Here is a 25,893-nt window from a genome sequence, read left to right on the forward strand (position 1 = left end):
ACGAATTGATGGCGCAGGACACTAGCCGCGGTGCGTCAGGGGCGGGCTCGCGCATCGAGTCCGCCCTTTTCCCTGCCGTGAGCGCGGCCCGGGCCCCTGGCTCATGCGCTGATCTTTTGCCTCTTAGGCAAGAGATTTGCCTATCGGGCAAGACTGCGGCTCAATGGAGGGCATGAACCCTGCCGAGGGTACGAGCCCTTCCGAGCCGGGGGCGGCCGACGAGTTTCCCGCCGTCGCACCCCAACTGCGTGAGCTGCGCCGCCGTGCCTCCCTGACCCTGGAGGCCGCGTCCCGCGCCGCCGGGCTCTCGCCGGCCCACCTCTCCCGCCTGGAGACCGGCCGGCGCCAGCCCTCGCTGCCGATGCTGCTCGCGCTCGCCCGTATCTACGGTACGACCGTCTCGGAGCTGCTCGGCGAGACGGTCGCCGAGCGTGACGCGATCGTGCGCGCCGCCGACATGGAGCCGACCGGGGCGGGCGGCTGGACCTACTGGCAGGCCGGTGCCCCGGGCCGGGGCATGCAGGCCCTGCGCGTGCATGTCCCGTACGACTCGCAGGGCGACATCGTGCGTGTCCACCCCGGCGAGGAGTGGCTGTACGTCCTCCAGGGGCGGCTGCGGCTGCGCCTCGGCGACTCCGCACATGTGCTCGCACCGGGCGACAGCGCGCACTTCGACTCGTTCACACCGCACCGCATCGCCGCCGCGGATCGCGGCGGAGCCGAGCTCCTCTTCGTACACACCCTGCTGCAGAGCCCCACCGCCGCGCTGTGCCTCGGCCTGGCGACGGGGCACCCGACCTCGGGAGAGACGACATGACCGAACCCACGGAACCCGGCACGCGACGGTCCATGGAGGAGCGGTTCCCGCGCGCCCTGTGGATACGGCTGATCATTTACATCGCCGTAGGCCATGTCTTCGCGGCCTTCATCTACCTGCTGTTCACGCTGGGCGCGCAGAGCCACTAGGTCGCTTCGGGGCTCAGTCCAGCAGGCGCTCGCGCAGTCGCTCCCGCAGTTCGGGGGTGATGCGCAGCGCCTGCTCCAGGTAGGGATCGACGCCGCCCCAGGTCTGCTCGATCGTCTCGAAGGCCGCCGTCAGGTATTCGGCGCGTGCGTCGAACAGCGGGCTGAGCAGCTCCATGACCTCCGGGGAGTACGCGGCGGCCGAGCTGCTGCTGCGGTGCACCTTGTAGCGGCGGTGCGTGGCGTTCGACTCCAGGTAGTCGGCCACGATCGCGTCAAGCTCGACGCCCAGAGCCAGGAGGGTCACGGCTATCGACAGGCCCGCGCGGTCCTTGCCCGCCGCGCAGTGCATCAGCGCGGGCACGCTGTCCTCGGCCAGCGCGTGCAGCACCTGGGAGTGCTCGGCCGTGCGCTGCGCGATGATCGTGCGGTACGAGTTGATCATGCGGTTGGCGGCCTTGCCGTCCGCGAGGATCGAGCGGAGCTGGTCGATCTCGCCGTCGCGGACCATCTTCCAGAACTCGGCGCCGTCGGCCGGGTCGGTCAGCGGAAGATTTACGTTCCGCACGCCCGGCAGCTCGACGTCCGGGCCCTCCAGCTTCTGGTCCGAGGTATTGCGGAAGTCGAAGATCGTGTGCAGGCCCAGGGAGGAGAGGAACGCGGCGTCCTCTTCGGTGGCGTGCGCCAGGTGGCCGCTGCGGAACAGCCGTCCCTGCTTCACGCGCCGGCCGTCCACGGTGGGCAGGCCGCCCACGTCCCGGAAGTTGCGCACGCCTGCCAGCTCGGGCTCGGTCGACGGGACCTGCTGCGTCACTGGGGCTCCTCCCCTTCGGCCGTCGGCGCTGCTCGGCTCGGCGGCGCTTGGCGCTTGTGTGCGGGTTGCGCTCTCGACCATACGACATGGGTTCCTGGGGCAATGAGTTGTCCACAGGCGTTGCCTCCGAGACGCCGGCCCATGATGATGTTGGCGTCTGATCGCACCTGTTCGAATCTGTGGGGGACTGATGATCGAAGTCGGCGTGGACGTTCGTACCTGGCTTCTTTCGGGGCCGACGAGCAGCTACGCGCTGCGGCTCACCGAACGCGACGAATTGCTGCACCTGCACTGGGGCCCACGGATCGCGCTCGCCGACGCCGAGGCGCTCGCCGCGCTGCCCGCGCCTCAGTACTGGCCCTTCGAGTCCCCGCTCGACGGGCGCGAGGAGTACCCGGTCGAGGGCGGCCCGCGCTTCGTACGGCCCGCCCTTTCCATGCGCACGGACGAGCGCCGCGGTACGGAGTGGCGCTTCGAGGCACACGAGACGGAGGGCGACGAGCTGCGCCTGCGTTTCTCGGACGCCGGGCTCGCCATCACGCTGCACTACCGGATGCGCGGCGATGTCGTCGAGCGCTGGGTGACGCTCGCCAACGAGGGCCCCGCTTTGGAACTGCTGCGCGCCGACTCCGCGACCTGGACGCTGCCGGAGCGCGACGGCTGGCGGCTGTCCCAGCTGCACGGGCGATGGGCGGCCGAGTCCCGGCTCGTACGCGCACCCCTCACCTACGGTGAGAAGGTCATCGGCAGCCGGCGCGGACACACCGGGCACCAGCATCTGCCCTGGGTCGCGATCGACAGCGGGGCGACCGAGGAGGACGGCGAGGTGTACGGGTGCGCGCTCGGCTGGTCGGGCTCGTGGCGGATCTGCGTGGCCCAACTTCCCGACGCGCGCGTGCAGATCTCCGGCGGCGCGGGGTACGACGACTCCGGGCTGTTGCGCCTGGAGCCAGGGGAGTCGTTCACGACCCCCGTCTTCGCCGGACTGTGGAGCGACGGCGGCTTCGGCGGAGCGAGCCGCGCCTGGCATGCCTACCAGCGCGCGTATGTCATCCCTGACGCGGACGAGGACAGGCCGGTGCTCTTCAATTCCTGGGAGGCCACCACCTTCGACATCTCCGAGGAGCAGCAGGGGGTGCTCGCGCGCCGGGCCGCGGCGATGGGTGTCGAGCTGTTCGTGGTCGACGACGGCTGGTTCGGGGCGCGCACCAGTGACCGGGCCGGGCTCGGTGACTGGACCCCCAATCCGGACCGCTTCCCGGCAGGGCTCAAGCCGCTCGGTGACTATGTGCACGCGCTGGGCATGCGGTTCGGGATCTGGGTCGAGCCGGAAATGGTCAATCCGGACAGCGAGCTCTATCGTGCGCACCCCGACTGGGTGCAGTTCCAACCGGGGCGAACCAGGACGGAGTACCGCAATCAGCTCGTACTGAACCTCGCTCGCCCGGACGTTCAGGAGTACCTCTGGGAGCAGCTCGACGGCCTGCTCTCCAGCGCTCCGATCGACTACGTGAAGTGGGATTTCAACCGCTGTTTCACGGACGCGGGTTGGTCCGTCGAGCGCTACCCGCAGAAGCTGTGGGTCGAGCACGTGGAGGCCCTGTACGCCCTGCTCGACCGGCTGCGGGCCGCGCACCCCGGGGTCGCCTTCGAGTCCTGCTCGGGCGGTGGCGGCCGTATTGACCTCGGCATCATGGCGCGTACGGACCAGGTGTGGACCTCTGACAACACCGACCCGCTCGACCGGCTCGCCATCCAGTACGGATTCAGTCAGATCCACCCGGCCCGGATCATGGCCGCCTGGGTCACGGACAGCCCGAACACGCAGCTCAATGGCAGGGTCAGCTCGCTGCGCTTTCGCTTCGTGAGCGCCATGGCCGGGGTGCTCGGCGTCGGCGGCGACCTGAGCGAGTGGAGCGAGCAGGAGCTCGCCGAGGCACGGGGGTGGGTGGATCTCTACAAGGAGATCCGGCCCGTTGTGCAGCGCGGCGACCTCTACCGGCTGCGGCCCCCGGAGGGCGGGCTGAGTGCGGTGCAGTACGTCCATGGCGATGAGACCGTCGTCCTCGCCTGGCTCCAGGCCCAGCGTCACGGCGAGCCGGTCGCCCCGCTCCGGCTGCGCGGACTCGACCCGACAGAAGCGTATGAGTGTCGCGAAACGGGCGAAGTGTACCGGGGTGCGGTGCTCCTGCACCACGGGTTGCGGACAGGGCTGCGGGGGGACCTTGATGCGACGGTTATCCGAATGCGTCGCATGTGAGCGATCTGTCCGAATTGGCGCCTTCGTTACAAGTGGCCCTGGAATAAAGCATCGTGGGTCGAGGTGCGTGAGGAGCGTCATATTCGTGACGATGTGTTGCGGCCGCCCTTTCTCAATCCGCCCCCATTCCCGGGCGGGTTGAAAGGTCGGAAAGATCGACGATCCACGGAGGGTGACCGGAATTCCGTGATGGATCAAGAAGGGCGTGTGCACAGAAAAGCCACATGGTTGTGAACGCGTTCTCATCTCGCTTACGTTCAGCCTCAATCCGGACGGACGCCCAATCCTGCCGCCGCCCGGAATCCGCACACTCACCCGCATACGGCAGGAGCGGGGGACCCACAGGTTCCATGCCTGTTCCGGTCTCCGGAACGGCTAGGGGTATAGCCGTGCAATTGCGCGGCCGGGCATCTCCAGCCCGCACCCGACAGCTCACCTCGCAGGCGCCGGAGAGGAATTCGTCATGCCCGCGAAGGGTAAGCACCGCCGTCCCAAGTCTCAGCGTTTCACCCGCTCGATCGCCGTGGCCGGAACCGGCGGCGCCGCGCTCGCGCTGCCTCTGATGGGAGCCACCGGCGCCCATGCCGCGACCCCGACGGCCTCCGTCGCGCAGAGTGTCGAGAAGCCGGCGGAGAAGACCGCCGCCGCTCCCACCGCGGCGAAGAAGGCGGCCGGAATCAAGACGTACGCGGTGAAGGCCGGAGACTCCCTCGCCAAGATCGCCGACAAGCAGCACGTCAGCGGTGGCTGGAAGAAGCTCTACTCCGACAACCGCTCGGTCGTCGGCAGCGACCCGTCGCTGATCCACCCGGGGCTGAAACTGACGATCGGCAAGAAGGCCGCCTCCGGCAGCGCCACCCAGTCGCCGGCCAAGCCGGCGCCTTCGGCCGCGAAGGCCACCAAGGCCGACGTGACCACCAACGCCGCCTCCACCAGCAGCAATTCCGGCTACACCCTGCCCGTCGCGGGCGCGACCGTCGGCACCGGCTACAAGGTGGCCGGCAGCATGTGGTCCAGCGGCTACCACACCGGCGTGGACTTCGTGGTCCCGACCGGCACCACGATCAAGGCGATCGCCGCGGGCACCGTCGTCTCGGCCGGCTGGGGCGGCGCCTACGGCAACCAGGTCGTCATCCAGCACGCCGACGGCCAGTACTCCCAGTACGCCCACATGTCCTCGCTCTCCGTCTCGGCGGGCCAGACCGTGACCGAGGGCCAGCAGATCGGCCTCTCCGGCGCGACCGGCAACGTCACCGGACCGCACCTGCACTTCGAGATCCGCACCACGCCGAACTACGGCTCGGACGTGGACCCCGTCGCGTACCTGCGCTCGCACGGTGTCGCCGTCGGCTGACGAGTCTCCCTCGCCTCCAAGGGCCGGACCCCACGATCCCCGGGGTTCGGCCCTTGGTGTTTCCTGTGCGATTCATGATCGGCGCACTGCGGTCGTGTGGCAGGCATGCACGACGTATCGGCAGGCGTGCAGCAGATCGCCTTCAACGTGTACAAGGGCGGCCTACGGCTCAACGACCAGCCGGTCGCCAAGTCGACCACGTACCAGGACAACAGTCGTGGCACGGGCCCGTACACCGTGCAAGCCGTGGTCAACGGACATGAGCAGACGTCCTTGAGGTGGACGTCCGTCCGCTGGTCTTCGACTGCACGCAGCCGCTGCTCGTGGCGAACGAGCCGAACCACGTGCGGATCGTCTCCGAGGGCTTCGCGGTGCGATGGTGGAACAACGGGCAGTTGGTCTTCGACTACACCGACCCGCAGCCCTGCACAAGTGGGCACTTCGCGTTCCGCACCGTGTGGAGCCACTTCCGGATCGCCGACTTCCGTGTGTGGCGGCTCCCTCAACGCCCCTGAGCAGGGGCTTATTCCGGAATTGGACGATACTTTAGGCGTGGCTTATCTCACTATCCGTCAACCCTTGCCTACGGTCGCGTAGCTCACATCCGAGGGTGAATCATGGGCCGACGTGGCAGACGATTCGAAGAGTGACAACAGATCAGTGATCGGGTCGTACGTGGCGGTGGGGGACAGCTTCACCGAGGGCGTCGGCGACCCCGGTCCTGACGGGGCCTTCGTCGGTTGGGCCGACCGGTTCGCGGTACTTCTCGCGGACCGTCGGCCAGAAGGCGACTTCAACTACACCAATCTCGCCGTACGCGGCAAACTTCTCGACCAGATCGTCGAGGACCAGCTCCAGCGCGCCAAGGAACTTGCGCCGGACCTGGTCTCCTTCTCCGCGGGCGGCAACGACATCATCCGGCCCGGCACCGACCCCGACGAGGTCGCGGAGCGCTTCGAGCGCGCGATCGCCGAACTCACCTCCGCCGTCGGCACCGTCCTGGTGACCACCGGCTTCGACACCCGTGGCGTACCCGTGCTGAAGCACCTGCGCGGCAAGATCGCCACCTACAACGGACATGTGCGGGCCATCGCGGACCGCTACGGCTGTCCGGTACTCGACCTGTGGTCCCTCAAGACGATCCAGGACCGCCGTGCCTGGGACGGTGACCGGCTGCATCTGTCGCCCGAGGGGCACACCCGGGTCGCGCTCCGCGCCGGCCAGGTCCTCGGCCTCGATGTACCCGCCGACCCGGACCAGCCCTGGCCGCCGTTGCCGCCGCGCGGCACGCTCGAAGTACGGCGCGACGACATCCACTGGGCTCGAGAGTACCTGGTCCCGTGGATCGGGCGGCGGTTGCGCGGGGAGTCGTCGGGGGACCATGTGGCGGCCAAGGGGGCCCTCTCGCCCGACGACATCAAGATGCGGATCGAGTCGGTGGCCTGAGTCCGGCCTTCTTACAAGCCGGCACGGGCCCGAACCGGTCCGGTGTCCGGCTCGACCGGTGAGGCGACAGCGGGAGTGGTGCGGGGCGGGGAGCGGTCGGCGGTGCTGGGACGACCGCGAACCGCCCCGACGTAGTCGTACTGCCCGCGTTGCAGAGGCGCGCTGGTGGTCGGCTTGGTACCGCCTGGGTGGTGGAGGCGCGCTGGTGGTCGGCTTGGTACCGCCTGGGTGGTGGAGGCGCATTGGTGGTCGGCTTGGTACCGCCTGGGTGGTGGAGGCGCACTGGTGGCCGTTCGTACCGCCCCGGCGGTGAAGGCACGCAGGTGGCGGCCGGCGTGCCCCTGCCGTGGGGACGAACCCACCACCCAGGCAGGGGCGAACCCCGAATGGTGCCGGTAAGGCGCCTGCCTCAGCGCACCGCCGCCACCAACGCCTCCCGCTCAAGCCCCAGTTCACGTGCCAGTGCCTCGTCCACCCACTCGTGGGTCCGGGCCCGCGACACCGCTCCCGCGTAGGCCGTCATCTGGACGGCCAGGCCGTCCAGCAGCGCCGTGAGCCGAAGGGCCGCCCCCGCGGGATCCGGGCAGTGGAACTCGCCCGCGGCCACTCCCTCCGCGATCACCTCGCTGATCGCGGCCTTCCACTGCTTGTCGAGATCGCGCGTGACCTCCCGCAGCGCGGCCTCGCGCAGCGCCGCCGCCCAGCCCTCGATCCACAGACGCCAGCCCTTGGCCTGCCCGGTCGGCGCATACCAGCGCACGGCCGCCCGCAGTCGGCGCAGCGCCGTCGTACGGCGGCCGAGAAGCTTGCGCAGATGGGCGAGGTCGTCCTCAGCCGCGTACGTGAACGCGGCGGCGACCAGCTTCTCCTTCGTCGAGAAGTGGTACAGCACCAGCGCGTTGCTCACCCCGAGCGCCGAGGCCACGTCGGCGATTCGCACCGCCGCCACACCTCGCGCCTCGATCTGCTCGACGGCGGACCGCAGCAACTCCTCACGCCGCTCCGCCACGCTCAACCGCACTCTCGCCACGCGGCAACCCTACACAGCGGCTCCGACGCGGGGCACGACAGGCACTTGCGCCCCCTTGGCACTGCCGCGCGGTGGAGACCAAAGTGCGGCCGCTACTGACTGCTCATTCAGTCAGTAGCTGTGAGTTCAGGCGATGTCTGCCCCATCCGTACGCCCATGTCTGCCTCGTCCGTCCGCCCGATGTGTGCCCAGTCCCTACGTTCCCGCACCGCCGCAGGAGTCCGCCCGTGACCCAAGCACCGAGCACCCCGAAGCCCCGGCCCGAACCCGATGCCCCCGACCTCTCCGAGGGCTGGGGCGAGCAGCGCTCCCGGCTGCGCAGGGATCTGCGCCGGCTCGATGTGCTGTTCTTCCTGATCTGCACCCTCGTCGGTCTCGACACGATCGGCTCGGTCGCGGCCCAAGGCCCGCAGGGGCTGACCTGGATGGTGATTCTCGCCGTGGTCTTCTTCCTGCCGTACGGCCTGTTGGTCGCCGAACTCGGTTCCGCCTTCCCGGTGCAGGGCGGCCCGTACGTCTGGACGCGGCTCGCCCTCGGACGGCTGACAGCCGGGGTGAACCAGCTCCTGTACTGGATCCAACCCCGTCTGGGTCGGCGGCAGTCTGTGCATCATCGCGCTGACGACCTGGGAGGAGTTCTTCACCCCGCTGCCGGGGGCGTGGAAGTACGCGGCCGGGCCGGCGTTCATCTGGGGCGGGGCGCTCGCGGTCGTCCAGTCGGTGCGGATCGGCAAGTGGGTGCCGATCGCCGGAGCCGTGGCCAGGATCGTGCTGCTCGGCTTCTTCCTCGTCTCCGTCGTCGTGTACGCGGCCCGGCACGGCGTCCACGCTCTGCCGGCCGGCGACTTCGCGCCCACGTACGCGGGCTTCGTCGCGCTCGTCCCCGTCCTGATCTTCAACTACGTCGGCTTCGAACTGCCCAGCTCGGCGGCGGAGGAGATGAGGAACCCGCGGCGCGACATACCGCTGTCCATCCTGCGTTCGGGCCTTGCCGCACTCGTGCTCTACGGCGGCCCCATCCTCGGCATTCTCTTCGTGCTGCCCGGCGAGCGGATCGGCAGCCTCGGCGGATTCATCGACGCCTGCAAGGCCGTGTTCACCGTCTACGGGGGATCGATCACCGCGGACGGCACCGTGACGCTCACCGGAGCCGGAGCCGTCTGCGGTGGCATCGCGGCGGTCGGGCTCATCCTCGGTCTGCTCACCTCGGGCGTCACCTGGGCCATGGGCGCCCACCGTGCCCAGGCGGTGGCCTGCGCGGACGGGGCGGGACCGGCCTGGCTCGGGCACATCTCGGAGAAGCTCGGCACCCCGGTCAGGGTGAACCTGCTCTCCGCCGTCCTCGCCTCCCTGCTCTTCGTGGTCGCCCTCAACCTCACCGACGGCGACGGCGAGAAGTACTTCGCGGCGGCCCTCGGCCTGACCATCTGCACCACCTTCATTTCGTACGTCATCACCTTCCCGAGCCTCGCGGTGCTGCGCCGCAAGTACCCCTCCGTCCCCCGGCCCTACTCCGTGCCGGGCGGTCGCTTCGGCGTGCGGCTGGTGAGTGCGCTGGCCACCGCGTTCGTCGCCTTCACCGTGGTCGTGCTGATCTGGCCCGGCTTCGGCGGGCGTCGGCGCCCACCGGGAACTCGCCCCAGCTGAGCCGGAGCTGCGTGGTCGTGTCGACCAGCCCCATGCAGTTGGGGCCGGGCAGCCGTGCCCCGCCGCCGGTCACCAGCTCGGCGAGCGCCTGTTCGTCGGCCGTGCCGCTGCCCGAGGGGATCACCGTGAAACAGCGGGCGCCCGCCGCGAGCCCTTCGGCGACTACAGGACGTACGAACGGGGCAGGCACTGCGACCACCACATGCTCGGGCGCCTGGGGCAGGCCGGTCAGACCCGGCCGGAAGGACACGCCGTCGAGCGCCCCGCCGCGCCGGTTCACCAGATGCACCGCCCGGCGGTCGCGCCCGGTAAGAGCCCTCTTCGCCAGCCAGTAGCCCCACTTCGCGGGGTTGTCGGAGGCGCCGACCACGGCCACCGAGCGTGGGTCGAAGAGGGTGTGCAGCGGCGTTTCGTCCGTCATCCGTACCACCCGAACCGCTCCGCGATCACCGGCAGCCGGTCGTCGACGATGGCATGCGCGGCGGCCCGCGCGGTCGTCCCGTCGGCCTCCGCACGGGCCAGCATCTGGTCGATCAGGGCGCGCATGGAGCGCCGCGTGTACGCGAATGCCTCGTCGGCGTCGGCGCCGATGTCGCCGAAGAGCGTCCACCACCACCAGGCGTTCGTCCCGGAGTTGACCACCACGTCCGGCAGCACGGTGACCCCGCGCGCGGCGAGCAGCTCCTCCGCCTCCGCCAGGACGGGCATGTTGGCCGCCTCGACGATCCAGCGGGCGGTGATCCGCCGCTGGTTCACGGTGTCGATCGCGTACGAGACCGCCGCGGGCACCAGCACCTGTGCGTCGGCGGCCAGCCAGGCGTCGCCGGGGAGTTCACGGTCGTCGGGGCGCAGCACCGAGCGGTCGACCGTCCCGTACGTGTCGCGGGCGGCGAGCAGTGCGTCGACGTCGAGGCCCTCCGGGTTCGCGATCGTGCCCTTGATGTCGGCGACGGCCACGACCTCGAGCCCCGCGCGCGCGAGGAAGCGCGCCGTGGCCCCGCCCATGGTGCCGAGGCCCTGCACGGCGACGCGCGTCCCCGCGTACGCCACCCCGGCCCGGTCCAGGGCGGCGAGCACCGACTCGGCGACTCCGCAGCCGCCGACCAGCTCGTCGAGGCCGATGCCGTCCACCTCGACCGCGAAGGCGTCCGCGAGCCGCCGCCGTGCTGTCGCCTCGTCGTCGAGCAGCGGATACACGGCCTGGATGGACGAGACGAGCCCGGCCTCCTCGGCGGCCCGGTCGACCAGATCCTGGGTGAGACCCAGGTCCTCACCCGTGGTCCAGAAGCTCTCGATGTACGGGCGCATGACGCGCAGATAGCGCACCAGCAGGCCGTACGCCGCCGGATCCTGGGGATCGCAGTCGAGACCGCCCTTCGCGCCGCCCAGCGGGATGTAGCGGCCGTCGGGGTTGTAGTGCAGGGCCTCCTTCATGGTCATGCCGCGGGCGAGCCCCGCGACCTCCTCCAGCGTGCAGCCGGGCCGCATCCGCAGACCGCCGCTGGAGACGCCGCGCACCAGGCGGTCGACGACGAGGAAGCCCTGGCGGCCGGTGACATGGTCCGTCCAGGTGAGCGTCATCAGGGGGGCGGTCATGGGGACTCCTCGCGGATGGCTATCAGAGTGGGGCCGGGGGTGCGCAGTGCCTCGGCGAGCGCGGCGGCCAGCGCGTCCGGTCCGCACGCGCGCGTGCCCTGTCCTCCGTAGGCGCGGGCCAGGGCGGGCAGGTCGACCGGCGCGAGATCGACCGCCGTGGGGTTGTCGCCCCGGGCGGCCATCTCGTCGCGGATCTCTCCGTAGCCGCTGTTGTCGAACACCACGACGGGCAGCGGGAGTTGGAGCTGTGCCGCGGTCGCCAGCTCCTGAACCGTGAACTGGAGGCCGCCGTCCCCGCCGAGCGCCACCACCTGACGATCAGGCTGCGCCACTTTGGCGCCGATCGCCGCGGGCAGCGCGTAGCCGAGCGTGCCGAAGCCGGTCGGGTGAAGATAGCGGCCCTCGGGGCCCAGCGGGAGGTGCGGCAGCGCTCCGTAGTAGCAGCACTGGGAGCTGTCCGAGGTGATGACGGCGTCGTCGGTGAGGACGGAACGGATCGCCCGGAGGTACGGGATCCAGCGGGCGTCGCGTTCGGCGGTCTCGGCGTCACGAGCCGCGCGCAGGGCGCTCACCACTCCGACGGCGTCCTCGTCGGCCTCCACGCGCGCGTGCCCCCGTACTCCGGAAAGGAGCTCCTTCAAGGAGATGGCCGCGTCGCCGACGACGGCGATGTCAGCGGGCAGGCCGGCGTACATCTGGTCGGGGTCCAGGTCGACACGGATCAGGGTGCCGTTCAGGGCGGGAGGCGGGGACCACAGATCGGACTCCGCGAGTTCAGTGCCGACGGCGAGTACGGCGTCGCTCTTGGTCAGCCACCTCTGGACGGACGGGCTGTGCAGCGAGACCCCGAGCGACAGCGGGTGCGTCTCGGGGACGATCCCCTTGCCATTGGCCGTGGTGACGACGGGAGCGCCCAGCTCTTGCGCGAGAGCGAGGCACGAGGCGGTCGCGCCGCGCGCCCCGCCCCCGAGCACGAGCGCCGGACGATGCGCGCGGCTGAGGACTTCGGACGCCTTCCGCACGGCTTCGGTGCCGGGTGCCGACGGCGCGACGTGCGGGGTGACGCGAACGGAACCGGCCTCCTCCATGGCCTCCAGCAGGTCGAGCGGCACCTCGATGTGTACCGGCCGTGGTCGTCGCGTACGGAACAGAGTGAAGGCCCGGGCGATCGCGGCATCGATCTCCGCGACCGAGGACACCCGGTGACTGAACGCGGCCACGCCGCGCAGCGCCTCGGTCTGGCTGCGCATCTCGTGCAGCAGTCCGGTCGCGAGCCGCGGGTGGCGCAGCGGCATCCCCGGCGAGACGACCAGCAGCGGCACGCTGTCCGAGTACGCCTGCCCGATGGCGGCCGCCGCGTTCAGCAGCGCGGGCCCGGTCGTCGTGATCACGACACCCGGGCGATGCGTCACGCGCGCGTAGCCGTCGGCGGCATATCCCGCACCCTGCTCGTGGCGGGGCAGAACGTGCCGGATGCCGTACGCGGACAGGTGACGGTAGATCTCCAGGTTGTGGGTGCCGGGGATGCCGAAGACCTGGGTCACGGCGTGTCCGCACAGGGCGCGGACCAGTGCCTCACCACCGGTGACCGCGTCGCCCATCACAGGCTCCGCGAGATGACGAGCCGCATGATGTCCGAGGTGCCCTCTTCGATCTCCTCCAGCTTGGCGTCGCGCATCCACTGCTCGACCGGGAACTCCCGCGAGTAGCCCCAGCCGCCGAGCGTCTGAACGGCCGCCCAGGTGCAGTACGCGGCGGTCTCGGACGCCGTCAGCTTGGCCATCGCCGCCTCGGCCGTCGCGTTCAGGCCGGCGTCCAGACACTTCGCGGCCCGCCAGGTCATCAGCTGCGCCGTGGTGACGATCGACGCGGCGTCCGAGCCCGCTCCCGGCTCGGTGGTCGCCAGGGACGTCATCGGGGTGTCGGGGCCCGTGAGCGGCGTCAGCCACTCCCGCTTCTGCTCCTCGCCGCCGAGCTCCAGCACCGGGTCGGCGAAGAAGCCGTTCGAGCAGAGCAGGTTGCCGATGCCGAGGTCGCCCACGCACAGCTCCTCCTGCACCAGGACCTGGGTGAAGACGTCGGTGAAGCCGCCCCCGCCGAACTCCTCGGGCAGCATGAAGCCGGTGATCCCCACCTTGGCGGCCTTGCGCCACAGGTCCCACGGCGTCTCGATATCCGCCTCGTCGACGGCCCGCGCGCGTGGACGGATTTCCTCCCGCGCGAACGCACGCGTCAGCTCCACGATGTCGTGCTGTTCCGCGCTGAGCGGGACCAGCTCGGTGGGGAGGTCGGACATGGTGCCTCCAGATGCGGACGGAGCGGCGTGGCCGACAGGGCCACCGGGCAGTTACTGAATCATCAGTCAGTATCGGAAGCGGTGCGGTTCTCTGTCAACGTACTGAACGGATCATCAGTAGCAGGCCTCGGTCGCCCGCCTGGCCGACCCGTCGGACGCACTCCACCGAGAGTGGGGGAGGCGGTGGAGAACGCGGACGCACCGTCGGCGAGCACCGGCACGCCCGGTCGTTCGTGCACCACTCCAGGCCCCCGTCGTTCATGCATCGCTCCACGCGCGTTCTTCTTCCGCTTCGCGAATCACTGGGCGAAGCGGAAGAAGAACGCGCGCCGTGGAGTTGGAGGAGTAAAGACCATGGAGTCGCGGACATCGGGCTGTGACAGGGCCGACCCGGCGCTGTCGGAGGCGGCGACCATAATGGAAAACCTGACTGACTCCACCTGGAGGTACCGTGACCGGATTCCGTACCCTGAGCTCCGGGCTCCGCTCGCTGCGGCCCGCCGCCTTCGGCGCGGATCCCGGTGGTGAGCGCCTGGAGCGCATCCGCAGATCGCCGAACTTCGCGGACGGTGTCTTCAAGAATCCGGAGAGTGCCCGGATCCGCCCCGACGGCTCCATGGTCGAGTTCGCGAAGGTCTACTTCCGCAGGGAGGAGCGCGCCCACCGCGCCCCCACCGGCACGGTGCCCGTCCATGCGACGACGCTCGCCGACCTGGCCAGGCCCGCGGCGAGCGGGCTGCGGCTCACCTGGATGGGACACTCCAGCGTTCTCGCGGAGATCGACGGGCACCGGGTGCTCTTCGACCCGGTCTGGGGCGAGCGCTGCTCCCCGTTCGACTTTGCCGGGCCCAAGCGGCTGCACCCGGTACCCCTGCCGCTGGCCGAGCTCGGCCCGGTGGACGTCGTCGTCATCTCGCACGACCACTACGACCACCTCGACCTGCCCACCATCAAGGCGCTGGCCGACACGGACACGGTGTTCGCGGTGCCGCTGGGCGTCGGCGCCCACCTGGAGCACTGGGGTGTCTCGGCCGACCGGCTGCGCGAGCTGGACTGGAACGAGTCGACGAAGATCGGCGGAATCTCCCTGACCGCCACCCCGGCGCGGCACTTCTGCGGCCGCGGTCTGCGCAACGCACAGCACACGCTCTGGGCCTCCTGGGCCGTCGCGGGCGACGAGCACCGGATCTACCACAGCGGTGACACCGGCTATTTCGACGGATTCAAGGACATCGGCGCCGAGCACGGCCCGTTCGACGCCACGATGATCCAGATCGGCGCGTACAGCGAGTTCTGGCCCGACATCCACATGACGCCTGAGGAGGGCATGCGCGCCCACCTGGACCTCCAGGGCGGGCAGCCCTCCGGAGTGATGCTGCCGATCCACTGGGCCACGTTCAACCTGGCGACCCACCCCTGGGCGGAGCCCGGCGAGGGGACGATGGCCGCCGGGCACGCGGCCGGTGCGCGCGTCGCGCTGCCCCGCCCCGGCGAGCCCTTCGAGCCCACGTCCGAGACCGTCCCGACCGAGCCCTGGTGGCGGGGCGTGGCCCTCCCGCCGGCGGGAGGGTGGCCCACCCTGGAGAAGACCGTCGCCGACACGCCGGGTGACATCGCCGACGGCTCGACGGAGGACACCGGAGAGCCGGAGACGGTGCCCGCGGGCTGATTTTCCGATCGACGGCGAGGGCCGGGGAGCGCACCGCTCCCCGGCCCTCGCCGTTTGTTTGCGACCACTTCTGACCAGCTTCGATCGAATCGATGTTCCGCTGGAACGTCCGTCCGATGGAGTTATCGGTCTGTCGTACGAGGCCTCATACCAGAGCGGGACGCCGGCCGTAGGACTTTGTCAACTGCCCACCGCACATGATGGGTTGGCGACTACTGTCAGTTGCCGTCGGGCGACGCAGGGCCGAATTTTTCGGCTCTCTCGACCGGCACCGCGATGGCGCACGCCCGAGTCGCGCCGACCCGCTGGAGCCCCCGCGCTTCCGACGCCACAGTACGAGGACACCGATGTCTCACCTTCGCGCACCGGCCGCACGCGCAGACCGCCGTGAGGGCGGGCGGCACGGGCGACCGGGCGCCCATACCGCCCCCTCGCTGCCCGAGACCCATCTGCGGCCCCAGCTGCTGCGCCTGGCGGTCCTGCCACCGATCGCGGTGGCCCTCAGCGCGTGCGCGGCCGTACTGTTCACCGTCCGCTCCACCGGCGCCCGCCCCGGCCCCATCCTGTGGGCCGTACTCGCAGGCGCCGTGGGCGTGGCCCTGGCCGGCATCCTGATCGCCGCCGTGGCCGCCGACCGTGCCGCCAAGTCCGTACGGGAGCGCCTGGGCGCCCTGCGGCGCACCAGTGCGCGGACGGAGGCCGACCTGCGCGCCCTCGTCGTAGGGCTGCGCCGGGGCGAGAACCCGCCCACGCGCAAGGCACGTCGCCAACCCCCTGCGGACGCCGACGACTTCGAGCTGCTCGCCGCCGACCTCTCCCGCGCCCACGACGGTGCCGTCGCGGCCGTCGTGCAGGCCGCGCAGCTCTCCAGCCAGGCGGGCAGCGAACAGAAGCTCGAGGTCTTCGTCAATCTGGCCCGGCGACTGCAGTCCCTCGTGCACCGCGAGATCTCGATCCTCGACGAGCTGGAGAACGAGATCGAGGACCCGGACCTGCTCAAGGGCCTCTTCCACGTCGACCACCTCGCCACCCGCATCCGCCGCCATGCCGAGAACCTCGCCGTCCTCGGCGGCGCCGTCTCGCGCCGCCAGTGGAGCAACCCCGTCTCCATGACGGAGGTGCTGCGGTCCGCGATCGCCGAGGTCGAACAGTACTCGCGGGTGAAGCTGGTGCCCCCGATCGACGGCACCCTGCGCGGGCACGCGGTCGCCGACGTCATCCACCTGCTGGCCGAACTCGTCGAGAACGCCACGGTGTTCTCGGCCCCGCACACCCAAGTGCTGCTGCGTGCCAATCTCGTCACCTCCGGGCTCGCCGTCGAGGTGGAGGACCGGGGCCTCGGCATGCCCCTGGGCGAGCAGAACAAGATGAACGCCCTGCTCACCGACCCCGACCAGGTCAATGTCGCCAGCCTCCTGCAGGACGGGCGCATCGGCCTGTTCGTGGTCTCGCAGCTCGCCCGGCGGCACGGCATCCACGTCCGGCTGCAGACCAACATCTACGGCGGTGTCCAGGCCGTACTCGTCGTGCCGCAGGGGCTGTTGGGCACGATGCCGGGCGCTCTCGGGGACGTAGCCCAAGGGCAGCCGCAGGAGACGCCCGGGGGGCGCCGCACACCCGCGAGACCGCAGGCCACGCAGGCGGCTACGGCGCCCGCTTCGCCCGGCGGCCGGGCGATGCCCTCCGTGCCACGTCAGGCCCAGCGCGAGCAGGCACCCCCGCGTGCGGTGCCGGGCGCGTCGGTCGCGGGCGGTGGCGGTCCCGCGCCACTGCCCGTGCGTGGTACTCACGGGCAGCGGCCCAACCCGGCGGAGGCGGTGCCCGGCATCCGCCCCGAAGACCGGCACATCGCCAGGGAGAACGCGGCAGTGCCGCCCACGCCGCGCGGCGGCGCCGTCCGCGGCACCATGGGCAAGCCCCAACTGCCCAGGCGGCGCGCCCAGGAGCACATCGCACCCCAACTCCGTGACGGGCCGGCGCCCCGCCAGGACACGGAGTACGTCGTCGGCCACGACCCGGGTCTCATGGCGGCGTTCCAGCGCGGCATCGGCCTTGCGGAGGCGGTCCACGCGGAGACGGAACGTACGCAGGCATCACCCGTGCAGACCTCGTCGCCCAGGGACCGGGCGCACCTGGACCTGGTGCGCACGGATGAGCTGCCGCCCCTGGAAGTGGTCAGGGCGGAGGGGCCGCCTGTGGGTGGCGCCCATGCCGACGGTGCGCACATGGACAACACGCACATGGAGCGACCGCACATGGACAACGCCCACATGGACAGCGCCCACATGGAGCGAGCGCATATGGAGCGACGGCACATGGGGCGACCGCACCTGGACGTCCTGCGCATGGACGGCGTGGCCCAGGCCGACGGGCCGTCGTCCGCCGGCGCCACCTCCAGCGGAGTGGACCCCATGGACGTACCGCCGACAGACGCAGCGGCCACGGCGCAGATAGCCGAAGCGCACACGGCGCACGCGACGGCGCCGCACGAGGCGCAGGGCACGCGGGACACCGCGCCCGCGCCCGGACACGACCTCACTGCCCGGCACGACGGGAGCACACCGGCCGGATGACCACCCCCCTCACCACCCCCACCCCCTCCGCTCCCGCAGACCTTCGTACCTCAAGGAGTCGATCCCCCATGGCGAGCGATGCGCCGACCGGCCATGTATCCGATCTCGACTGGCTGATGAGCGGCCTCGTACAGCGCGTGCCGCACACCACAAGCGCGGTACTTCTGTCCTGCGACGGGCTCGTGAAGTCGGTTCACGGTCTCGACCCGGACAGCGCCGACCACATGGCTGCGCTGGCCTCCGGCCTCTACTCCCTCGGTCGCAGCGCGGGCGTCCGCTTCGGGGACGGCGGCGACGTACGGCAGGTCGTCGTCGAACTCGACTCGACGCTGTTGTTCGTGTCCACCGCAGGCTCCGGCACCTGTCTTGCCGTGCTCGCCGGACGCGAGGCCGACGCGGCGGTCCTCGGCTACGAGATGGCCATGCTCGTCAAGAGCGTCCGGCCGTACCTGATGACCGCGCCCCGGCAGCCCGCCGTCGAACCCTCGGCGATGAGGCCTTGAGCGTGGCCGCGGCCGGCGACGGGCCTTGGCTCGACGACGCTGCCGGGCGTCTGGTACGCCCCTACACGGTCAGCAACGGCCGGACCCGGCCCACGACCGCGCTCGACCTCCTGTCGCAGGTCATGGCCACCGGAGCCACGCCCCTCGGCTACCTCGGCCCCGAGCACACCCAGGCACTCGAACTGTGCCGGGCGCCCGTCTCGGTCGCGGAGATCGCCGCCCATCTGAAGCTGCCCGCGGCGGTCACCAAGGTGCTGCTCTCCGACCTCGTCGACTGCGGGGCGCTCACCACCAAGCCACCGTCCTTCCACCACAACCCCACTGACCGGTCTCTGCTGGAGGCAGTGCTCGATGGACTACGACGACAGCTCTGACCCCTTCCCCACCGCGCTGAAGATCCTGGTGGCGGGAGGGTTCGGGGTCGGCAAGACAACCCTCGTCGGCGCGGTGAGCGAGATCGCGCCGCTCAGCACGGAGGAGCTGCTCACCACGGTCAGCGCCGCAACCGACAGTCTCGACGGCATCGAGAACAAGGTCGAAACCACTGTGGCCATGGACTTCGGCCGCATCACGCTCGATCCGGAACACGTGCTCTATCTGTTCGGTACGCCCGGCCAGGAGCGCTTCTGGTTCATGTGGGACGAGCTCTCCGAGGGTGCGTTGGGCGCGGTGATCCTCGCCGACACCCGCCGCCTGGAGGACTGCTTCGCGGCCGTCGACTTCTTCGAGCAGCGGGGCCTCGGATTCATCGTCGCGGTCAACGAGTTCGACGGCTCGTACCGCTACGACCCGGAGGAGGTACGGGCGGCCATCGACCTCGACCCCGAGATCCCCGTCGTGCGCTGCGACGCCCGGATCTCCAGCTCGGGCGTGCAGACCCTGCTCACCCTGGTCCGCCATCTCATCGCCCACGCGCCCGCGCACAGCCCAAGTCACGGAGCCCGTACATGAGCTACGATCCGCCGCGTCCGGCCGGTCGTCTGCTGCTGACCCCTGAGGACAAGGACGCGCCGGCCCGGGTGCGGCGGTTGCACCGACTGGGGCTGGGGGAGCACGCGGAACCGGCCTTCGACGCCTTCGCGGACCGGCTCGCCGAGGTCGCCGCGGTGCCGTACTCGATGGTCAACTTCATCGACGAGAACCGGCAGTTCTTCGCGGGCCTGCACACCCCGGAGGGAGGCGGCCCGGGCGTCCTGCCGCCCGGGGCCGACACCGGGGACGGCACCGTCCCCGAAGTGGGCCGCTACATGGCGCGCGACTACGGGTTCTGCCCCCATGTGGTGGTCCGGCGCAGGGCGCTGGTCCTGGAGGACGTCTGTGACTACCCGCGCTTCGCCGGGAACCCGGTCGTCGACGAGATCGGCATCCGTTCCTACCTCGGCGCCCCGCTGATCGACCGTACGGGCATCGCCCTCGGCACGGTCTGCGTCGTGGACGTCGAGCCGCGCCCATGGGGAAAGGCGGGCCTGGAGACCATCAAGTCGCTGGCGGCGGAGCTGGTCGAGCAGATCGAACTGCGGGAGGGAGGCGGAGGGTTCTGAGGACGTTGCCGGGCAGTCGGCGTCCCGCCTTGGTGAATGTGGTGCGCCCCCATGGGATGTAGGCAAAGCATGTCCCCGTAGTCGTACTCCGACGTCCACCGGGGGTTGGCCCAGGCCCTGCGGAGGAAGGCTGCGCCCGAACCTCCTCGACACCGTAGGGAGATACCTATGGGCGGCGCCCCATATGGAGTCCCCCACGGAGTGGAGACCCGCATGGAAAGGAACATCATGACCGACCTCCGTCTCGGCGCCCTCGGCTTCGGACTGCGCGGTTCCCTCGCGTGTGTCGCCCATCGTCCTGGCCAGGGCTCGCGCGTGAGCGTCGTCGCCGAACACGACCCGGTGCTGCGCGACCGCGCGGCCGATCGCATACGCGGGGTCCGGACGGTGAGCGACCACCACAAGGTCATCGACGCCCCGGACGTCGATGCTGTGCTCGTCCTCACCCCGGACCACACCCACGCCGACATCGCGTGCAAGGCGCTGCGCGCGGGCAAACCCGTCTTCGTCGAGAAGCCCCTCGACATCACCATCGAGCGCTGCGACCGGATCCTGCGCACCGCCTTCGAGACGGGCACCCGGCTGTATGTGGGCCACAACATGCGCCACATGCCGGTGATCCGGCTGATGCGCGCCATCGTCCGGCGCGGCGACATAGGTACCGTCAAAACGGTGTGGGTGCGCCACTTCGTCGGCTACGGCGGGGACTGGTATTTCAAGGACTGGCACGCCGAACGCCGGTACACCATCGGCCTGTTGCTGCAGAAGGGCGCCCACGACATCGACGTGCTGCACCGGTTGGCCGGTGGCTGCACCCAGCGGGTGCAGGCGCTCGGGGACCTCATGGTGTACGGGGACATCCCGCACCGGAGGGCGCCGGGAGAGCCCAGGACGGAGGACTGGTACACGAAGGACGGCCACTGGCCCCGCACACCCAGCGGGCGCTGAATCCGGACATCGATGTCGAAGACGTGTCGCTGGTCAACATGCGCCTGGACAACGGGGTGTTGGCCGCCTACCAGCAGTGCCATTTCACCCCCGACTACTGGCGCAACTACACCGTCATCGGAGACGCCGGCCGCTTGGAGAACGTCGGGGACGGGCCCGGGGGAGTGGTGAAGGTCCGGAACAGCCGCCGCTCCGGGCAGCGGGACCGGGCTGACGCCGAGTACCCGGTGCCGGAGGTCGACGAGGACGCCGAGCACGGGGGCGCCGACCCGCTGCTGATCGACGAGTTCCTGCGGTTCGTACGGGAGGGCGGGCGCACCGACACCTCCCCGGTCGCCGCGCGCATGGCGGTGGCCGCCGGATTCCGGGCCACCGAGTCGCTGCGGGACGGCGGCACTCCGCGCGGCGTGCCGCCGCTCGACCCGGAACTGGTGGCCTACTTCGAGCGGGGTCAGACACCCTGAGCGCGCAGGCACCGGGGCAGGCGTGAAGGAAAGCTGCGGCCGCGTTTAAGAAAACCTCGATGGACCGGGAGCACCGCCGTACGGCAGATTCCTACAGGAATTCACCCCTCTCCCCGGTACGGGCTCCTTCGGCGTGCCCTGCCCCGGGACCTCACCCACAGGAGCCGTCGCGTGAAGGCGCTGGTCAAGGAGAAGGCGGAGCCCGGGCTCTGGCTCACGGACGTCCCGGAGCCGCAGGCCGGCCCCGGCGACGTACTGATCAAGGTCCTCAGGACCGGGATCTGCGGCACCGACCTGCACATCCGCAATTGGGACGGCTGGGCGCAGCAGGCCATCGACACGCCGCTCGTGCTCGGGCACGAGTTCGTCGGCGAGGTCGTCGAGACCGGCCGCGACGTCGCCGACATCAAGGTCGGCGACCGCGTCAGCGGCGAAGGCCACCTGGTCTGCGGCAAGTGCCGCAACTGTCTGGCCGGGCGCCGCCATCTCTGCCGTGCCACGGTCGGCCTGGGCGTGGGCCGCGACGGCGCGTTCGCCCAGTACGTGGTCCTTCCCGCAGCCAACGTGTGGGTGCACCGGGTCCCCGTCGACCTCGATGTCGCCGCGATCTTCGACCCCTTCGGCAACGCCGTGCACACGGCGCTGTCCTTCCCGCTGGTCGGCGAGGACGTACTCATCACCGGGGCCGGACCGATCGGCCTGATGGCCGCGGCCGTGGCCCGCCACGCGGGCGCCCGCAATGTCGTCATCACCGACGTCAGCGAGGAGCGCCTGGAGCTGGCCCGCAAGATCGGAGTGAGTCTCGCCCTCAATGTCACGGGCGCGACGATCGCCGACGGTCAGCGCGAGCTGGGTCTGCGCGAGGGCTTCGACATTGGCCTGGAGATGTCTGGCCGCCCGGAGGCGATGCGCGACATGATCGCCAACATGACGCACGGCGGCCGGATCGCGATGCTCGGCCTGCCGTCCCAGGAGTTCCCGGTCGACTGGTCCCGGATCGTCACCTCCATGATCACGATCAAGGGCATCTACGGCCGCGAGATGTTCGAGACCTGGTACGCCATGTCGGTTCTCCTCGAAGGCGGTCTCGACCTCGCCCCTGTCATCACAGGCCGGTACGGCTTCCGTGACTACGAGGCGGCCTTCGACGACGCGGCCGCCGGCCGCGGCGGCAAGGTCATCCTCGACTGGACCGCCTGAGACACCCCGGACTGCCCGGGACGCCCTCGACCGCCGGGGCTCCTGGACTGTCTGAGCCCCCGGACTGCTTGAGAATTCTAAGGAACTGATGATGTTCGAATCCGTACGCGACGATCTGCGCACCACCCTCGACGAGATCCGCGCCGCCGGCCTGCACAAGCCCGAGCGCGTCATCGGCACCCCGCAGTCCGCGACCGTGAATGTCACCGCGGGCGGCCGGCCCGGCGAGGTCCTCAACTTCTGTGCGAACAACTACCTCGGCCTCGCCGACCACGCCGAGGTTGTGGCCGCCGCCCACGCGGCACTCGATCGCTGGGGCTACGGCATGGCCTCCGTGCGCTTCATCTGCGGCACGCAGGAGGTGCACAAGGAGCTGGAGGCGCGCCTGTCCGCGTTCCTCGGCCAGGAGGACACGATCCTCTACTCCTCGTGTTTCGACGCCAACGGCGGTGTCTTCGAGACCCTCCTCGGTGCCGAGGACGCGGTCATCTCCGACGCCCTCAACCACGCCTCGATCATCGACGGCATCCGGCTGTCCAAGGCCGGCCGCTTCCGGTACGCCAACCGCGACATGGCCGACCTGGAGGCCCAGCTCAAGGAGGCGTCCGGCGCCCGGCGCCGCCTGATCGTCACCGACGGCGTGTTCTCGATGGACGGCTATGTCGCGCCCCTGAAGGAGATCTGCGACCTCGCCGACCGCTACGACGCGATGGTCATGGTCGACGACTCGCACGCTGTCGGTTTCGTCGGCCCCGGCGGCCGCGGCACCCCCGAACTGCACGGCGTCATGGACCGCGTCGACATCATCACCGGCACCCTCGGCAAGGCGCTCGGCGGCGCTTCCGGCGGTTACGTCGCCGCCCGCGCCGAGATCGTCGCCCTGCTCCGTCAGCGCTCGCGCCCGTATCTCTTCTCGAACACGCTCGCCCCGGTGATCGCGGCGGCCTCCCTGAAGGTCATCGATCTGCTGGAGTCGGCCGACGACCTGCGCGTCCGCCTCGCCGAGAACACTGCGCTCTTCCGCTCCCGGATGACCGCGGAGGGCTTCGACGTCCTTCCCGGCGACCACGCGATCGCCCCCGTCATGATCGGCGACGCGGCCGTCGCAGGGCGCATGGCGGAGCTGCTCCTGGAGCGCGGTGTGTACGTGATCGGCTTCTCGTACCCGGTGGTTCCCCAGGGACAGGCCCGTATCCGGGTCCAGCTGTCGGCGGGGCACTCGACGGACGACGTGAACCGGGCGGTGGACGCGTTCGTGGCCGCCCGCGCGGAACTCGAGGGCTGAGGGAGCGCGCGGAACTCCAGGGCTGAGGGAGCGGGCGGAACACGAGGGCTTCACGACGCGTGTGACCTGAGAGAATCGGTCGCATGATCGAAGCGCGGCGGCTCCACATCCTCCGTGCGGTGGCCGACCACCGCACGGTGACGGCGGCTGCCGCCGCGCTCTATCTCACGCCGTCGGCCGTCTCCCAGCAGCTGGCCGCGCTGGAGCAGGAGACGGGGCACCGGCTCGTCGAGCGCGGTGCCAAGGGCGTCCGGCTGACGCCCGCCGGCGAGATCCTGCTCGGCCACACCAATGCCGTCCTCGCCCAACTGGAGCGCGCCGAGGCCGAGTTGGCCGCGTACAGCTCGGGCTCCGCGGGCACGGTCACCGTCGCCTCGTTCGCGACCGGCATCGGCCTCGTGGTGGCCCCAGCGCTGGCCCGGCTCGCCTCCACGGCGCCCGGCATCCACATCCGGGTCCAGGACGCCGAGGGTGACGCCAGCCTGCCGATGGTGCTCGACCGACAGGTCGACATCGCGGTCGCGGTCGAATACCGGGGTGCCCCCGACGCGGACGACCCACGCCTCACCCACGTGCCTCTGTACGCCGAGCCCTTCGACGCGGTCGTCCCGGTCGCCCACCGCCTGGCGGAAGCCGACGAAGTCCCGCTCGCCGAACTCGCCAAGGACCCGTGGATCGGCCCCTACCCGGGCAACCCCTGTCACGACGTGGTCGTCCTGGCCTGCGAGAACGCCGGATTCCAGCCCCGCCTCGAACACTCCTCGGACGATTTCCGCGCCGTCGTCGCCCTCGCCTCGGCCGACGCGGGCGTGGCCCTGGTGCCCCGCTCGGCGCTGCGCGGCATGGACCTCAGCGGGGTTCTCGTACGTCCGGTCGACGGCGTCGCGCCCACCCGCCGGGTCTTCGCGGCCGTACGCCGCGGCGCGGAGGGCCATCCGCTGATCCAGCCGGTGCTGGACGCGTTGGCGCAGGCCGCGACCGTGGACTGAGGAAGTCATCGTCTCTTATCTGGGATAGGATCCCGAATATGGGAAACGAAGTCGAGGATGCCGTCGACGTCCGGCTCGGTGCCCGGCTGGCCGAGCTGCGGGCCGAACGCGGCTGGTCCCTGGGCGAGCTGGCGGAGCGCAGTGGGGTCAGCCGCTCGACCCTGTCCCGCGCGGAGCGCGCGGAGATCAGCCCCACCGCCTCGCTCCTGAACCGCTTGTGCGGTGTGTACGGGCGGACTATGTCCCAACTGCTCAGTGAGGTCGAGGGGGAGCCCGTGCTGTTGGTGCGGGCGGCCGACCAGGCGATCTGGGAGGACAAGGCCTCCGGTTTCGTACGCCGGTCGGTGTCGCCGCCGCACACGGGGATGCGCGGCGAGCTCGTCGAGGGGCGGCTCGCGGCCGGCGCCGACATCGCGTACGACCGCCCCCCTGTGCCCGGCCTGGAACAGCACATCTGGGTCCTCGACGGGGCGCTCGCCGTGACGGCGCAGGACGTCGAGCACCACCTCGAGGCCGGCGACTGCCTCCGGCTGCGGGTGTGGGGCCCGACGCGTTTTCGATGCCCCGGCCCCGAGGACGTGCGGTACGCGCTGGCGGTGGTGCGGCCGTGACCACCTTCTCCCGGCTGGATGCAGCCCAACTCCGCGCTTCGCTGGACGAGTTGGCGGATCTGCTGATCGACACCGTGCAAGGTGGTGCGTCGATCGGCTTCCTCGCACCGCTCGACCGTACGACGGCCACCGCCTGGTGGGAGGAGCGTGCAGCCGCGGTGGCGGCCGGCCGTCTCGCCGTGTGGGTGGCCCGAGGCGAGGGCCGACTGCTCGGCACCGTCAGCCTCGCGTTCCCCGACAAGCCCAACAGCCGCCACCGCGCCGAACTCGTGAAGCTGATGGTGCACCAGGACGGCCGCGGACAAGGTCTTGGCCGTACGCTCCTGACGACCGCCGAGGCCGAGGCGGTCGCGGCGGGAGTGACCCTCATGCACCTGGACACCGAGACCGACAGCCCCGCCGAGTCCCTCTACCGCTCCGCCGGTTGGACCCGGCTCGGGGCGATACCGGACTATGCGGCGAGCCCGTCGGGCGAGTTGCGTCCGACGACGATCTTCTACAAACACGTCGGGGCGGAAGCGGTCGTTCTCGGTTCGTAAGGGGGCGGCGCCTGTGCGGACTCCCGTTTCGGTGGCGTGGCCTGGGCTTGTGCGGACTCCCGTTTCGGTGGCGTGGCCTGGGCTTGTGCGGACTCCCGTTTCGGTGGCGTGGCCTGGGCTTGTGCGGACTCCCGTTTCGGTGGCGTGGCCTGGGCTTGTGCGGAC

General features: G+C 70.5%; 23 protein-coding genes, 4 pseudogenes and 1 riboswitch. Of the genes and pseudogenes, 21 read left to right on the forward strand and 6 right to left on the reverse strand.

The genetic code is table 11. The annotated features are described in order from the left end of the window. Positions 1 to 172: 172 nt before the first annotated feature. Both OG390_RS44690 and OG390_RS44695 read left to right on the forward strand, forming a co-directional pair. Positions 173 to 817, forward strand: a complete 645-nt coding sequence (locus OG390_RS44690; RefSeq protein WP_406176027.1) for a helix-turn-helix domain-containing protein — start codon at positions 173 to 175, stop codon at positions 815 to 817. A gap of 32 nt (positions 818 to 849) precedes the next feature. Next, on the forward strand, positions 850 to 966 hold the full coding sequence (locus OG390_RS44695) for a DUF6126 family protein (protein WP_369252793.1): 117 nt from the start codon (positions 850 to 852) through the stop codon (positions 964 to 966). Positions 967 to 979: 13 nt separating this feature from the next. Here the strand turns inward: OG390_RS44695 and OG390_RS44700 are convergent, their stop codons facing one another. Then, positions 980 to 1,777: a tyrosine-protein phosphatase gene (locus OG390_RS44700; protein WP_406176029.1), complete on the reverse strand. Its 798-nt coding sequence runs from the start codon at positions 1,775 to 1,777 to the stop codon at positions 980 to 982. 190 nt (positions 1,778 to 1,967) lie between these two features. Between OG390_RS44700 and OG390_RS44705 the strand changes: the two genes are divergently transcribed. The 5 genes and pseudogenes from OG390_RS44705 (at position 1,968) to OG390_RS44725 (ending at position 6,837) form a co-directional block, all read left to right on the forward strand. Then, positions 1,968 to 4,037: an alpha-galactosidase gene (locus OG390_RS44705; RefSeq protein WP_406176030.1), complete on the forward strand. Its 2,070-nt coding sequence runs from the start codon at positions 1,968 to 1,970 to the stop codon at positions 4,035 to 4,037. Positions 4,038 to 4,320: 283 nt separating this feature from the next. Next, positions 4,321 to 4,496: riboswitch (cyclic di-AMP (ydaO/yuaA leader) on the forward strand. Between the two features lie 4 nt (positions 4,497 to 4,500). Continuing rightward, positions 4,501 to 5,391 (forward strand): peptidoglycan DD-metalloendopeptidase family protein, encoded by an 891-nt coding sequence (locus tag OG390_RS44710; protein ID WP_406176032.1) that lies wholly within the window; start codon positions 4,501 to 4,503, stop codon positions 5,389 to 5,391. Positions 5,392 to 5,496: 105 nt separating this feature from the next. Continuing rightward, positions 5,497 to 5,610 (forward strand): annotated as a pseudogene (locus tag OG390_RS44715) (hypothetical protein); the annotation flags it as partial. Positions 5,611 to 5,666: 56 nt separating this feature from the next. Next, positions 5,667 to 5,906: pseudogene (locus OG390_RS44720) on the forward strand (DUF6250 domain-containing protein); the annotation flags it as partial. Positions 5,907 to 6,051: 145 nt separating this feature from the next. Continuing rightward, a complete protein-coding gene (locus OG390_RS44725; protein ID WP_406178248.1) occupies positions 6,052 to 6,837 on the forward strand; it encodes an SGNH/GDSL hydrolase family protein in 786 nt (261 codons plus the stop codon). Positions 6,838 to 7,246: 409 nt separating this feature from the next. Here OG390_RS44725 and OG390_RS44730 read toward each other — a convergent pair whose 3' ends face one another. Then, positions 7,247 to 7,867 (reverse strand): TetR/AcrR family transcriptional regulator, encoded by a 621-nt coding sequence (locus OG390_RS44730; protein ID WP_406176034.1) that lies wholly within the window; start codon positions 7,865 to 7,867, stop codon positions 7,247 to 7,249. 341 nt (positions 7,868 to 8,208) lie between these two features. Here OG390_RS44730 and OG390_RS44735 point away from each other — a divergent pair. Together OG390_RS44735 and OG390_RS44740 are read left to right on the forward strand one after the other, a co-directional pair. Continuing rightward, a pseudogene (locus OG390_RS44735) lies at positions 8,209 to 8,388 on the forward strand (amino acid permease); the annotation flags it as partial. Positions 8,389 to 8,587: 199 nt separating this feature from the next. Next, positions 8,588 to 9,514, forward strand: a complete 927-nt coding sequence (locus OG390_RS44740) for an APC family permease (protein ID WP_406176035.1) — start codon at positions 8,588 to 8,590, stop codon at positions 9,512 to 9,514. Here OG390_RS44740 and OG390_RS44745 read toward each other — a convergent pair. From OG390_RS44745 to OG390_RS44760, 4 genes are read right to left on the reverse strand one after another with little or no spacing between them, the layout of a single operon-like run. Continuing rightward, entirely contained in the window at positions 9,444 to 9,935 is a 492-nt protein-coding gene (locus OG390_RS44745) for a CoA-binding protein (protein WP_406176036.1), read from the reverse strand. The two genes, OG390_RS44740 and OG390_RS44745, sit on opposite strands and share 71 nt — an antisense overlap. Further along, a complete protein-coding gene (locus OG390_RS44750; RefSeq protein ID WP_406176038.1) occupies positions 9,932 to 11,110 on the reverse strand; it encodes a Glu/Leu/Phe/Val dehydrogenase dimerization domain-containing protein in 1,179 nt (392 codons plus the stop codon). The genes OG390_RS44745 and OG390_RS44750 overlap by 4 nt, the downstream gene beginning before the upstream one ends. After that, a complete protein-coding gene (locus tag OG390_RS44755) occupies positions 11,107 to 12,711 on the reverse strand; it encodes a 5-guanidino-2-oxopentanoate decarboxylase (protein ID WP_406176039.1) in 1,605 nt (534 codons plus the stop codon). Before OG390_RS44755 ends, OG390_RS44750 begins: the two co-directional genes overlap by 4 nt. Further along, positions 12,711 to 13,406 carry an acyl-CoA dehydrogenase family protein gene (locus OG390_RS44760; protein WP_406176040.1) on the reverse strand — a complete coding sequence of 232 codons (696 nt, stop codon included), beginning with the start codon at positions 13,404 to 13,406 and terminating at the stop codon, positions 12,711 to 12,713. The genes OG390_RS44755 and OG390_RS44760 overlap by 1 nt, the downstream gene beginning before the upstream one ends. Positions 13,407 to 13,857: 451 nt before the next feature. Here OG390_RS44760 and OG390_RS44765 point away from each other — a divergent pair, with 451 nt between their 5' ends. The 12 genes and pseudogenes from OG390_RS44765 to OG390_RS44820 all read left to right on the forward strand — a co-directional run bounded on the left by OG390_RS44765 (position 13,858) and on the right by OG390_RS44820 (position 25,728). Next, on the forward strand, positions 13,858 to 15,075 hold the full coding sequence (locus OG390_RS44765; RefSeq protein ID WP_406176041.1) for an MBL fold metallo-hydrolase: 1,218 nt from the start codon (positions 13,858 to 13,860) through the stop codon (positions 15,073 to 15,075). A gap of 347 nt (positions 15,076 to 15,422) precedes the next feature. After that, positions 15,423 to 17,648, forward strand: a complete 2,226-nt coding sequence (locus OG390_RS44770; protein ID WP_406176042.1) for an ATP-binding protein — start codon at positions 15,423 to 15,425, stop codon at positions 17,646 to 17,648. Between the two features lie 68 nt (positions 17,649 to 17,716). Continuing rightward, complete coding sequence (locus tag OG390_RS44775; RefSeq protein ID WP_388871471.1) at positions 17,717 to 18,151, forward strand: roadblock/LC7 domain-containing protein; 435 nt, start codon at positions 17,717 to 17,719, stop codon at positions 18,149 to 18,151. A 2-nt stretch (positions 18,152 to 18,153) separates the two neighbouring features. After that, the gene (locus tag OG390_RS44780) at positions 18,154 to 18,525 is read left to right on the forward strand and encodes a DUF742 domain-containing protein (protein WP_406176044.1); all 372 of its coding nucleotides are present in this window, start codon (positions 18,154 to 18,156) and stop codon (positions 18,523 to 18,525) included. Then, the gene (locus tag OG390_RS44785; protein ID WP_189185851.1) at positions 18,503 to 19,102 is read left to right on the forward strand and encodes an ATP/GTP-binding protein; all 600 of its coding nucleotides are present in this window, start codon (positions 18,503 to 18,505) and stop codon (positions 19,100 to 19,102) included. Before OG390_RS44780 ends, OG390_RS44785 begins: the two co-directional genes overlap by 23 nt. After that, positions 19,099 to 19,692 (forward strand): GAF domain-containing protein, encoded by a 594-nt coding sequence (locus OG390_RS44790; protein ID WP_406176045.1) that lies wholly within the window; start codon positions 19,099 to 19,101, stop codon positions 19,690 to 19,692. The genes OG390_RS44785 and OG390_RS44790 overlap by 4 nt, the downstream gene beginning before the upstream one ends. Positions 19,693 to 19,920: 228 nt before the next feature. Then, a pseudogene (locus OG390_RS44795) lies at positions 19,921 to 21,104 on the forward strand (Gfo/Idh/MocA family protein). Positions 21,105 to 21,275: 171 nt separating this feature from the next. Beyond that, positions 21,276 to 22,304, forward strand: coding sequence for an L-threonine 3-dehydrogenase (tdh, locus tag OG390_RS44800; RefSeq protein ID WP_406176047.1), 1,029 nt, complete (start codon positions 21,276 to 21,278; stop codon positions 22,302 to 22,304). Between the two features lie 91 nt (positions 22,305 to 22,395). Continuing rightward, positions 22,396 to 23,589, forward strand: coding sequence for a glycine C-acetyltransferase (locus OG390_RS44805; protein ID WP_406178250.1), 1,194 nt, complete (start codon positions 22,396 to 22,398; stop codon positions 23,587 to 23,589). Between the two features lie 83 nt (positions 23,590 to 23,672). Beyond that, positions 23,673 to 24,578: a LysR family transcriptional regulator gene (locus tag OG390_RS44810; protein ID WP_406176048.1), complete on the forward strand. Its 906-nt coding sequence runs from the start codon at positions 23,673 to 23,675 to the stop codon at positions 24,576 to 24,578. A gap of 38 nt (positions 24,579 to 24,616) precedes the next feature. Next, positions 24,617 to 25,189 carry a helix-turn-helix domain-containing protein gene (locus OG390_RS44815; protein ID WP_406176049.1) on the forward strand — a complete coding sequence of 191 codons (573 nt, stop codon included), beginning with the start codon at positions 24,617 to 24,619 and terminating at the stop codon, positions 25,187 to 25,189. Beyond that, complete coding sequence (locus OG390_RS44820; protein ID WP_406176050.1) at positions 25,186 to 25,728, forward strand: GNAT family N-acetyltransferase; 543 nt, start codon at positions 25,186 to 25,188, stop codon at positions 25,726 to 25,728. The genes OG390_RS44815 and OG390_RS44820 overlap by 4 nt, the downstream gene beginning before the upstream one ends. The last annotated feature ends 165 nt before the right edge of the window (positions 25,729 to 25,893 follow it).

It is taken from the genome of Streptomyces sp. NBC_00996 (assembly GCF_045162675.1).
GTDB lineage: Bacteria > Actinomycetota > Actinomycetes > Streptomycetales > Streptomycetaceae > Streptomyces.